This is a genomic window from Stenotrophomonas maltophilia group sp. msm1 (assembly GCF_032025805.1).
Taxonomy (GTDB): Bacteria; Pseudomonadota; Gammaproteobacteria; order Xanthomonadales; family Xanthomonadaceae; genus Stenotrophomonas; species Stenotrophomonas hibiscicola.
Genome location: NZ_JAVSKH010000004.1, coordinates 18,552 through 29,932 on the forward strand (window position 1 = coordinate 18,552; position 11,381 = coordinate 29,932).

The 11,381-nt window shown below is 66.2% G+C and carries 7 protein-coding genes; 4 read left to right on the forward strand and 3 right to left on the reverse strand.

The features are described 5' to 3' along the window. Window positions 1-114: 114 nt before the first annotated feature. Window positions 115-414 (reverse strand): hypothetical protein, encoded by a 300-nt coding sequence (locus ROV95_RS17120; RefSeq protein WP_019658858.1) that lies wholly within the window; start codon window positions 412-414, stop codon window positions 115-117. A 139-nt stretch (window positions 415-553) separates the two neighbouring features. Here ROV95_RS17120 and ROV95_RS17125 point away from each other — a divergent pair, with 139 nt between their 5' ends. From ROV95_RS17125 to ROV95_RS17140, 4 genes are all read left to right on the forward strand, one after another. Further along, on the forward strand, window positions 554-1,069 hold the full coding sequence (locus tag ROV95_RS17125; RefSeq protein ID WP_019658857.1) for a sigma-70 family RNA polymerase sigma factor: 516 nt from the start codon (window positions 554-556) through the stop codon (window positions 1,067-1,069). Next, window positions 1,066-2,088 carry a FecR domain-containing protein gene (locus ROV95_RS17130; protein WP_312545450.1) on the forward strand — a complete coding sequence of 341 codons (1,023 nt, stop codon included), beginning with the start codon at window positions 1,066-1,068 and terminating at the stop codon, window positions 2,086-2,088. The genes ROV95_RS17125 and ROV95_RS17130 overlap by 4 nt, the downstream gene beginning before the upstream one ends. Before the next feature lie 142 nt (window positions 2,089-2,230). After that, window positions 2,231-5,164, forward strand: coding sequence for a TonB-dependent receptor (locus ROV95_RS17135; protein ID WP_312545451.1), 2,934 nt, complete (start codon window positions 2,231-2,233; stop codon window positions 5,162-5,164). Window positions 5,165-5,174: 10 nt separating this feature from the next. After that, window positions 5,175-6,770, forward strand: coding sequence for an alkaline phosphatase D family protein (locus ROV95_RS17140; protein WP_312545452.1), 1,596 nt, complete (start codon window positions 5,175-5,177; stop codon window positions 6,768-6,770). A 108-nt stretch (window positions 6,771-6,878) separates the two neighbouring features. Here ROV95_RS17140 and ROV95_RS17145 read toward each other — a convergent pair whose 3' ends face one another. After that, window positions 6,879-8,987 (reverse strand): phospholipase C, phosphocholine-specific, encoded by a 2,109-nt coding sequence (locus ROV95_RS17145; RefSeq protein ID WP_312545453.1) that lies wholly within the window; start codon window positions 8,985-8,987, stop codon window positions 6,879-6,881. Window positions 8,988-8,995: 8 nt separating this feature from the next. Beyond that, window positions 8,996-11,374 carry a TonB-dependent receptor gene (locus tag ROV95_RS17150; RefSeq protein WP_312545454.1) on the reverse strand — a complete coding sequence of 793 codons (2,379 nt, stop codon included), beginning with the start codon at window positions 11,372-11,374 and terminating at the stop codon, window positions 8,996-8,998. Window positions 11,375-11,381 lie beyond the last annotated feature (7 nt).

Here is an 11,381-nt window from a genome sequence, read left to right on the forward strand (position 1 = left end):
AGCGTAGGCCTGCCCCCCCATGCTTCGATAGGCGGGCGGGGCTTGGGTCTCTGGCAAGCAAGGGTTGGTGCCGCGCGCCGTATCATGGGCCGATGCGCTGGGCGCGGCCGCTGATCAGGCCGGGGACAGCCCCGGCAGGAACACCGGGATGATCGCCACGCCGACGCCCAGCAGGCACCAGGCGACGACGGGCAACCAGCGCGCCAGGCGTTGGGCGGGTTCCGGTGCACGACGACCGCCGATCCACAACAGCAGCGTGAGCACACCTAGCGCATAGGCGAGGACGACGATCACCGGATGCACATGGATGACCCGGCTGGGCGGCCACATCTGCTGCTGGTAGGCGGTGGTGTGGGCGACCAGCAGCAGGAACAGCAGGCTGCTGAGGGTGTTGATGGCGGTGCGGGCGTTCATTGCGGGGCACTCCTTGTGCCGGCTGCCGGGACATTGCGGGGGCCGCATTCTAGCGGCTGCCTGCCGGTCGTTGAAACGCCACTGTCATCGATGGCGGTCACCCTGCGGGGCTTTCCAGCCTCGGGGTGGTTGGCCGGCCGTGAACAGCGTGAGGATCTGGGAGAAAAGCTACGCGCTGCGGCGCCGGCTGCTGCGTGGCTTCTTCCTGCGTCGCGGTTCGGCCAGCGAGGATGCCGAAGACCTGGCGCAGGAGGTCTACCTGCGCCTGCTGCGCAGCACCGGCGAAGATGCCGATGCGGTCGAGAACCCGGAAGCCTACCTGTTCACCGTGGCGGCCAACCTGGCGCGCGAGCATGCGCGCGCGCGGTCGTCGCTGCCGCCGCTGGAAGACGTCGACCTGCTGGCCGAAGTGCTGAAAAGCGAAGAAGACATCGAAGGTGATTTCGAGCGTGCGCAGCGCTGGAACGATATCCGCAGCACCATCGCACGACTGCCGGCAACCACGCGGCGGGTGATGGAGCTGCACTACCGCGACGGGCTGGACTGCCCGGCAATCAGCCAGCAGCTGCAGGTGTCGGTGCACATGGTGCGCAAGCACATCGGCAAGGGGCTGGAGGCCTGCAGGAAGGTGCTGGGCGCCAGGGAGCTCACATGAACCGGACCTCATCGCCCGTGGCCGACGACACGATCGCCTGCGAGGCCATGGACTGGTTCCTGGGCAACCGCGAGGGGCCGTTGGATGAGGCCGGGCGCCTCGCGTTCCTGGACTGGATGAAGCGCTCGCCGGAGCATGTGCGCGCCTACTTGCGCGTCCTCTCGTTGCACCGGCAGGTGGGCGAAGCGCTGCAATCGTCGTTGGCTGACGAGGCGCCGCCGCTGCGGGAGGCGACGTCGGCCAAGGTGGTGCCGCTGTTCGGTGGCGTGCACGCGCCGCCGCGCGCTGTGCCGCGGCGCGGTCGTGCGCGCTGGTGGGTGGCAGCTGCCGCAGCCTGTATCACCTTGCTCGGCGTGGGCCTGGTTCCGCAGGTGATGCCCACCGAGCAGCTTTACAGTGCCGGACAGGGTGAACTTCGCGACCTGGTGCTGCCCGACCAGACCCAGGTGCGGCTCAACGCGGACAGCCGCCTGCGGGTACGCATGGGCTGGTTCAGCCGCAAGGCGGAGCTGCTGCAGGGTGAGGCCACGTTCGACATCGCCCGCGACCGCCGTCCGTTCGAGGTGCAGGTGAACGGCCTGGAGATCCGGGATATCGGCACGGTATTCGATGTATCGCGACGGCTGCAGAGCACGCGCATCGGCGTGGTCTCCGGCGAGGTGGAGGTATGGAGCCAGGGTGCGGACGCCCGGCGTCTTGCGCAGCTGGGCGAAGGCCGAGTGGTGCAGGTCGACGCGGGCAGCCATGCGGTCGAGTCCTTGGACCTGCCATTGTCGATGCTGCTGGATTGGCAGCAACGCAAGGTGTCCTTCCTGGATGAGCGGCTGGACGAGGTGGCCGCTGCCTTCAACCGGCACAACCAGGTGCAGGTCCGCGTGCTGGACGAAGGCGCGGCATCGGCACGGTTGTCGGGCAGTCTCGATGCGCATCGCATCGGTGCGCTGCAGGCCTTCCTCGAACGCGACCCGCGTTTCCTGGTGAGGCGCGAAGGCGACACCGTGCGGGTCGGCAGTCGCTGAGGCCGACGTGGCCGTGGACTGTCAGAAAAAATTCATCGAATCCGCGTTCTCCACTTCGGTGGATGCGGGCTCTTACTTGGGAGAAGCCGCTGCCGAGCCACGCAGCGGCGCCTGCTGCCTTCCTCTCTTCCAAGGACCCGTGATGCGCAACACGCTCTACCTGTCGATCATCCTCGCCCTGTCTCCCTGCAGCGTGCCGCTGGCGGTCGCGGCCACTGCCGATGGCCTGGAGGCCCGCGTTTCGGCGCCGATCGCGGCGCAGCCGTTGGCACGTGCACTGGAGCAGTTGTCGCGCAGTTCCGGAGTGCAGTTCCTGTACTCGGCCGGCGGTGATGCGCGCATGGCCGGTGCGGTGCCGCGCGGTGCCACCGTCAAGCAGGCGCTGGACGCACTGCTGGCAGGGACCGGCCTGGGCTACACCGTGGTCGATGGCAACGTCATCGCCATCGATCCGGCGCCAGTAAGCAACGCGCCGAAGCCGGCCGCGCCGAAGCCGCGCGAGGCTGAGGCAATGGTGGCGCCGACCCTGGACACGGTGAAGGTGATTGCTGCACATGAGGTCATCGACCAGAAGAAGCGCTCACCGGTGATCAAGGATTCGGTGGTGTACGACGAGATGGACAGCTACGGCGACGAGACCCTGGCCGAGAGCCTGATGGCCGCTCCAGGCCTGAGTGCGGTGGAGGATGCCGGTGAGCCACGTTACGTGACCGTGCGCGGCGTACAGGCCAACCTCAACTACACCACCATCGATGGCATCGCGATTGCCAGCGTGGGGGGCAGTGGCTCCGGCGAGCGCATGAACAACCTGCAGCTGATTCCCAGCGACATCGGCACCCGTACCGACATCTACAAGAGCTTCAGTGCGGAGCAGGCACCGGATGCGATCGGCGGCGTGATCGACATCATCAGCCGCAGTGCCTTCGACCGGTCAGGCAAGTACGTGTTTGCCGATGTGGCAGGCATCTATTCCACCGCCGAGACCAACGTCGAGCGCAGCGCAGGCGGCAACCACGAGACCCTGGGTCACTTCGGCAAGAGCGCCAAGATGGTGTTCTCCAACCAGTTCGGCGCCGACCAGGAGTTCGGCATCGTTGCGGTGGCACGCTACGAGCAGCGTTCGCGCAACAGCGTCAAGCGCTGGGTGGAGTCGAACTACTACTACAACGACGCAGGCAAATACCTCACCGACGGTACCACGGGCCCGGACGAGGCCAAGGGCTGGAACGGGCTGCGTGCGCCTGGCAACTTCAGCACCGGCACCTATACCAACTTCATCACCAACTTCGGTGGCTCCGCCAAGCTTGAGTGGAAGCCCTCGGATGATCCGTTCTACGCATCGCTGCTGCTGTACTCGTACCGGTTCTACGAGAACTCGACGATGAACAAGACCGATCTGTACGGCAATGCCAAGTTCCCGATCCGCAACCAGACCGAGGACAGCGGCACCACCCAGATCAACAGCATCTACATCAAGAACCGTCACGACCGCTGGGACCGCAGCAACCGTGGTGCCATCGCCAGTTTCAACTGGGACATGGGCGACCGTTCGCGGCTGACCCTGCGTGGCGGCCATACCGAAGAGACCTTCCGCAACAACCAGGTCTACTGGGGTGTGCGCGCCTACCCAAGCAATCTGTTCGTCGACTACGAGAACGACAGCCATGGGTTCCCCAACGCGGTGGCGGTTTCCGATTCCAGCCTGCTGACCAGCTCCGCGTTCAAGCTCAATCCGGCGCAGGCCTACGTCTCCCCGCGCGATGCCAAGGAGAGCATCGACAACCTGCGCGCCGATTTCAGCTACAACATCGACGCCGATGCGCGTGGCTTCGGCCTGGCCACCGGCGCCGAGTACCGCCACCTGAAGATCTGGCAGGACATCGACTTCGACTACTTCAAGAGCAGCGCCACGCTCAACGACTACCTGTATCCGGGTTCGACACTGCTGGGCAGCGTGCCCGGCTTCCCGCTGATCGACAACCGCAAGTGGACCGAGGAACTGCTGCCGAAACTGGGCAGCAACAATGCGGCGTATCCGAATGCCAACTTCACCAGCGACTACAAGTACGTGGAGGACATCACCAATGCCTATTTATCCGCGCACTACGCCTGGGACCGGCTGCTGCTGATCGGCGGCCTGCGCTACGACCACACCCGCTTCGATGCCTACAGTCCGTTCAGCGATGATGGCGGCGCTACCTATACCTCTGCGTTCCGCAACACGAGCGGTGGCTACAACAACCTGCTGCCCTCGTTGAACGCAACCTTCAAGCTCACCGAGGACCAGCGCCTGCGCTTCTCCGCCAGCCGCACGCTGGGCCGGCCGACGCCGAGCAACATCGCCCAGGCCACCAGCACCAGCTGTGGCGATGACGAGGAGGGCAGGGGCTTCTGCACCATCAAGCAGGGCAATGCCGATCTGCAGCCGCGCCGTTCCACCAACATCGACCTTGCATGGGACCTGTACTTCAACGGCAACAACGGCCTGGTCTCGGTGGCGTTGTTCGACAAGGTGATCAAGGACGACATCTACACCCTGACCACCTTCGAGAACGTGGGTGATACCCGCTATCGGATCACCCAGCCGATGAACACCGATGAGTCGAAGCTACGCGGTGTCGAGTTCGCGGTGGCCAACCGCAACCTGCAGTGGGGCCGCCAGCGCTTCGACATGTACTTCAACGCCACGCGGCTGGAAGGGCAGACCGACTACCGCATCAGTGATGGCACCGCACGCCGCCTGGATCGCCTGCTGTACCAGCCGGACTGGTCGCTCAATGGTTCGGTGATCTGGCGCATGCCGTGGAGGAGCGCGCAGCTGCGCCTTTCCGGAACCTACCGCAGCCGGATGCTGGTCGACTTCGGTGACACCGAATGGCTGGATTCGTACTACGACCCGTACATGACGTTCAACATGGCCTTCAGCCACAAAGTCGGCAGGCACGTGACGCTGAAGTATGAAGCCAAGAACCTGTTCAACACCCAGCCGACCTACAGCACCGGCCCGAATGGGCGCTTCCGTACCGAGATCGACGACTACGGCCGCTTCTTCTACTTCCACATCATCTACAACTGAGGGCAGCGCCGTGGATACGATCAATCGCAGGCGATTCCTGGCCCTGGCCGGCCTGTCTGCTGCCGGCGCCTGGATGGGCACGGCACACGCGCTGGCCGCGCAGGCCGATGCCACCGCGCTGAACCCGCGCAACCTGCTGGCCAAGCCGCGCTTTGCCAGCACGCCATTCACCCTGGGCGTGGCCTCGGGTGATCCCTCGGCCGATGGCATGGTGCTGTGGACACGGCTGGCGACCGAGCCGCTGGTGTTCGGCGGTGGCATGCCGGCCCGGCCGATGGTGGTCGAGTGGCAGCTGGCAGCAGACGAAGGCATGCGCAGGGTGGTACGCCAGGGTTCGGCAATGGCGCATCCCGAACTTGGCCACGCGATGCACGTGGAGCTGGACGGGCTGGCGCCCGGACGGCCCTACTGGTACCGCTTCACCGTAGGCGGCCACGCCAGCGCAGTGGGTTGCACGCGCACGCTGCCGGCAGCCACGGCAGCGGTGGATCGCGTTCGCTTCGTGGTGGCCGGTTGCCAGCATTACGAAGAAGGCCACTACACCGCGTGGCGACGCATCGCCGAGGAACCACTCGATTTCGTCTTCCACTACGGTGACTACATCTACGAAGGCGAAAGCCAGCCGGGCCTGCGGAAGATGAACGGACAGCCGTTCACCAACCTGCGCAACCACGTCGGCCCGCAGATCTACACGCTGGATGATTACCGCCGCCGCTACGCCCAGTACAAGAGCGATGCCGACCTGCAGGCCGCGCATGCGTCGGCACCGTGGTTCGTCACCTTTGACGACCATGAAGTGGACAACAACTGGGCCGGCGCCGAAGACCAGGATGACACGCCCAGCGAAGTATTCCTGCTGCGCCGCGCACAGGCGTTCCAGGCCTACTACGAGAACATGCCACTGCGCCGTTCGGCATTCCCGCGCGATGGCCACATGCAGATGTACCGGCGCGCACGCTACGGCACGCTGATGGACCTGCACCTGCTCGACACCCGCCAGTACCGCAGCAAGCAGGTGAACATGATGCTGCGCGAGGAGGTGGAATCGCCGGAGCGCAGCATTGTGGGGGCGAAGCAGGAACGCTGGCTGTTCGACGGCCTGTCCGATGCTGCGCCGCGCTGGCATACCATCGCCCACCAGGTGGCACTGGGCAACTATATGCGCGAGAAGGATGGGGTGGTGCAGTCGTCCGACGATCAGTGGTCGGGCTATCTGGACAGCCGCCGGCGCCTGCTCGATCACATCCAGAAGGTGGGCTTCGGCAACGTGGTGACCGCCTGCGGCGACGCGCATCGCCACTACGCCAGCGATCTGGTGCAGGACCACCGTGACTCGGGCGTGGTCTCCAGCGAGTTCCTCGCCACCTCGATCACTTCCGGTGCCGACGGCCAGGGCGTGGACGCGTATGCCAGGAACCAGCTTGCCCACAGCCCCTACCTGAAGGCGACCACCGACAAGCGTGGCTACGTGCTGTGTGATGTCACCCGCGATGCGTGGATCGGCGACATGAAGACGCTGGATACCGTGATGCAGCCGAATGGCGCGCTGCAGAGCTGGAAGCGCTACGCGGTGGAGCACGGCCGGCCGGGGCTGCAGGAGGCCTGAATCTACCGGTCTGCGCTGTAGAGCCGAGCCCACGCTCGGCTGCTTTTTTCGGGGTAATGCGACCAGGGCGAAAGCAGCCGAGCATGGGCTCGGCTCTACAGGGATTCTTCAATCGTGCTCGAACCGCAGCGGCTCGGTGCCCATCGCCGGGTCACTGGTGCCGGGGCGCCCATCCTCGGCGCGGCCGGCCAAACGCAGCACACTCCCACCCGCGCTGACGCGCAGGTCATACCAGCCGGCGGTAGGCGTAGCATCCCACGCCAATGAAGTCTGCGCATGTGCGGGCAGCGCCAATGTCTGTTCGGGCATGTGTCCTGCGTAGGCGCCGCCGTGCACGCGCACCTGCTGTGCACTGTCACCCAGATTGCGCAGGCGGAGCCGCAGTTGGTCATCGACGCGATCGATTGAAGCCTGCACGGCAGGACCCGTGGCCGCTCCCTGGAAGTGGCGGTGGAAGCCGTTCGGGCCGAGCAACCACAGGTCATAGCGGCCCTGGGCATCCAGCGGCCAGCGCTCGCGCAGCGGCCTACCGGGCAGCAGCGTGTAGCGGCGTGGCACCGCATCCAGCCGCAGCCGGTCGTAGACATGCAGCACAGCCGCTGCGCCTTCGCAGGACAACGTCAGGTCCACGCCCGCAGCGTCGACCGCAGCGATCGACGCCTGCGGCCGGTAGGGCAGGGCACGCGCCGGGCGTACACCGCTTTCCTGTTTCGCCGGCTTCAGTCCCTCGGGCAACGCGGGCACGGTGCGTCCCGGCAGGGCGGCGGCACGCGCGGCCACCGCGCTCATGTCCGGCAGGCCGCGCACGAACGGACGGGTATCACGCTGGGCGAAGTCGAACGCGTTGCTCAGATCCCCGCAGACCGCACGGCGCCACGGCGAGATGTCCGGTGCGGCTACGCCGAAGCGACGTTCGATCAGGCGTATGACCGAGGTGTGGTCGTACACCTGCGAATCGACCCAGCCGCCGCGGCTCCACGGCGAAATCACGTACAGCGGCACACGCGGACCGAGACCATACGGGCGCCCGCGCAGTTCGGCGGCATCGTACTTCTCGTCGCCCGGTGCGGGATGACGGTGATACTCGCCCTCGGTACTGACCGACGAGGCACCTGCCCATCCACCGTTCACCGGTGAGGGAGGGGCCGGTGGCGGCATGTGGTCGAAGAATCCGTCGTTCTCGTCGAACATCAGCAGCAGGGCGGTGCGGCTCCACACTTCCGGATCGGCGGTCAGCGCATCCAGCACGCGCGCGGTATAGGCCGCGCCCTGGGCCGGGCTGGACGGGCCGGGATGTTCGCTGCCGGCGGCATCGGCGATGATGAAGCTGACCTGAGGCAGGCGCCCGTCGAGTACGTCCTGGCGCAGCTGTGGCAGGCCACGGGTGCTGACAGCGCGTGCGCGCAGCTGCGGATCATGTCCGGGTGCCGCGCTGTAGGCACGACGGAACGCCTCGAAGCCGGCCAGCGGGTTGTCGGTGAAGTTGTCGGCCATGTCCTGGTAGATCTGCCAGGACACGCCGGCGTTCTGCAGGCGCTCGACATAGCTGGTCCAGCGGTACGACGCCGGATGCCCGCCGTGTTCGGGGAAGTTGTCATGCGAGTTGGCGATCACCGGGCCACCGGCACGGGCCTGTGCATCGTTGTGGCCGGTCCACAGGAACACCCGGTTCGGGTTGGTGCCGGCCTGCATGGCGCAGTGGTACGCATCGCAGATCGTGAAGGCATCGGCCAGCGCGAACTGGAACGGCAGGTCGCTGCGCTGGAAGTAGCCCATCGAGTGGTTCTGCTTGGCCTTCGGCCAGTGCCCCATGCGCCCGTGGTCCCAGGCACGCTGGGCGTCTGGCCAGGTGTGCGGCGTGCCTTCCACCCGCATGTAGCCGAAGTGCGCGGCGGTATCCAGCGGGAACGGTGCGATCGCCCGCGTGCCACTGGCATCGGGTTGCAGCCACAGGCTGCGGGTGCGGCCACCTGCTTGCAGCGCGGCGGCCGGGGTGACGAACCGATCACCGAAGCCACGTACCCCCGGCAGCGTGCCGAAGTAGTGGTCGAACGAACGGTTCTCCTGCATGAACACCACGATGTGCTGCAGGTCTTCGAGGCTGCGCGTCTGCGCGGCAGGGGCGATCGCTGCGGCCCGGGCGATGCTGGGCAGCAGCGGAGAAAGGCCGGCGGCAACGCCGGCCTGCAACAACCGGCGTCGGCCGATATCGGTCACGGGCTCACTCACAGGTCCACGCGGAAGGAGATGCCGACGGTGCGCGGGGCGCCGATGAAGGCGTTGTCGCGGCCGTCCACCCCTGCAAGATACCGCTTGTCGGTGAGATTGCTCACCACCAGGTTGGCACCCATGCCCTTCAGGCGCGGCGACAGCCCCTGCAGGTCGAAGCCGATGTTGGCGTTGAACACGGTGGCCGAGGGAAGCGTGTTGACGTTGGCGGCATCAAGGTAGCGCGTGCCCAGGTAACGGCCGGACAGGCCGAAGTTCCAGTTGGCGCCCTGCCAGTCGGCCGACAGCACCAGGGTGTTCTCCGGCTGGCCGATCACCTTGGCGCCGTCGACGATGCCCAGCTGGGCATCACGCGCGGCATTGTCGCTGCCCAGGTACTTGGAGCGGTTGTAGGTGTAGGCCGCGTTGATCCGCCAGCCGTTGTTCCACCCATAGCCGAACGCGGCTTCCAGGCCGTTGCTTTCCACGCCGCCGAAGTTCTCGTAGACACCATCGGTCTCGCCCAGGTAGTCGATGCCACTGACGAAACCTGCCGGCAGATAGACGATGCGGTTGTCGAACTTGATGTTGTAAAGCGTGACCGAGGCGGTCAGCGGCCAGCGGCTGATGCGCATGCCCACTTCAATGTTGTCGGCGGTTTCGGGCTCGACGTTGCGGAAGCGCTGCGGGTCGGTCTCGCCAAGCACGCCGGAGGGGATGGCGGCGAAGTTCTGCGAGAAGCCGGCGAACAGCTCCATGCCTTCCACACCCGGTGCCCAGGTGACGCCGGTGGACAACAGTGGATCGGACCTGGAATCGGATTTGACGTGCTCGCTGGCACCGATCACGCGGCGGCGCGACTGGTCGACGAAGAACTGCTTCACGCCCAGGCGCGCGCTGAACGGACCGAAGCGGGCCACGTCCTCGACGTAGTACATCTGCTCGTCGACCTTGTACTTGTCCTCGAACTGCACCCAGTACGGCTGGTGGTCGAAGGCGATGTCCTGGCCGACGTTGAGCAGGCGGTGCCAGTCACGGCGTGCCGAACGGTCCAGCTTCTCCACCCAGAGGCCGCCACGGATGGTGTTGTCGATCGCACCGAAGGTCTGCCGCCATTCGACGTCGGCGGTCACGCCCATGCGGTCGTTGTCGTAGTGGGTGTGGCGGTAGGACTGCGCGCCCAGCACGTTGCCCGCGTAGCAGTTCGGATCGTACTCGGCGGTGAAGCCCAGGCGCGGGGTGCAGCTGGCCAGGCGCTGCGCGGCGCTGCCATCGGGATTGACGAAGAAGATCTGGCCACGGTTGCTGCCGCCGTACACGGTTTTGCCACCGAGATATTCCGATTCGGGGCGGCCCGCACCCTCATCGCTGACCTGCGCCAGGTAGGGTGGCAGCCAGTCGCCACGACCTTCCATGCGGTGCCCGTAGGCGGCCACCGAGGCCTTGAACCCGTTGCCGCCGTCGAAGGCCGCACGCAGGTAGCCGAAGGTGTTCTCGCGCAGTGCACGCGAGCCGGAGCGGTAGTTCTGGTCCAGGTAGGGAATGCCGGTGAGGGTCCCCACCAGGTTGTCACGATCCGGATTGGTGGCGAAGCCCTTCGGTGAGACGCTGGTGTATTCCGGCTCGTCGGCATCGTTGTAGGACAGGTAGCCGGTCAGCGTCCAGCGGTCCAGTTCGGTGATGAACTTGCCGGCGATGTGGTCGTTGCTGGTCTTGCCGCTGCCATCGATCCAGTCATGCACGCGCGCCGACGAGGCGCTGACCCGGGCACGGGTGTGGCCGCCGAGCAGGCCGGTGTCGTAGCGCACGTAGTACTTGCGCGCCTCGTTTTCACCGGCGCCGACCACGAAGCGCAGACGGCTGTCCTGCAGCGGATCGCTGGTGAGGAAGTTCAGGGTGCCGCCGAGGGCCTCGTTCGAGCGCGAGGAGATATCAGCGGTGCCCTGGCTGACTTCCACCGTTTCCAGGTCCAGGGTGTCGATGTAGCGGTTGGCCAGCGAGCCGCCGCCGTATCCTGAGCCGCCATTGGGCAGGCCGTCGATGGTAGTGCCGATCTGCTGGGTGTCGCGGTTGGTGACGAAGCCACGCATGCTGATCTGCGTGCCCCACACCGACGAGCCGGTGGCATCGGCTTCGCTGACCACCACGCCGGGCACTTCATTGAGCGCGTCGTTGACGCTGCTCATCACCGTCTGCCGGTTCAGCGTTTCCGCGCGCACCGAGGTCTTGGCGTAGCTGGTGGCCTGGCCGATCACCTGCACCTGGTCGAGGGTGCGGGCCTCACTGCTGCGCGCTTCAGCGGCATCGCCCTGCGGTGCTTCGGCCAGGGCGTCCAGTGCGGGGGCGATCAGCAGGGCAAGCAGCGAGACACGGGGAAAGCGCGCAGACGTTCGCATCGATACC

What these genes read in the sequence shown, in the direction of transcription:
- ROV95_RS17150 (WP_312545454.1), bottom strand. Translation starts at nt 11,374, where the DNA reads ATGCGAACGTCTGCGCGCTTTCCCCGTGTCTCGCTGCTTGCCCTGCTG.
- ROV95_RS17135 (WP_312545451.1), top strand. Translation starts at nt 2,231, where the DNA reads ATGCGCAACACGCTCTACCTGTCGATCATCCTCGCCCTGTCTCCCTGC.
- ROV95_RS17130 (WP_312545450.1), top strand. Translation starts at nt 1,066, where the DNA reads ATGAACCGGACCTCATCGCCCGTGGCCGACGACACGATCGCCTGCGAG.
- ROV95_RS17120 (WP_019658858.1), bottom strand. Translation starts at nt 414, where the DNA reads ATGAACGCCCGCACCGCCATCAACACCCTCAGCAGCCTGCTGTTCCTG.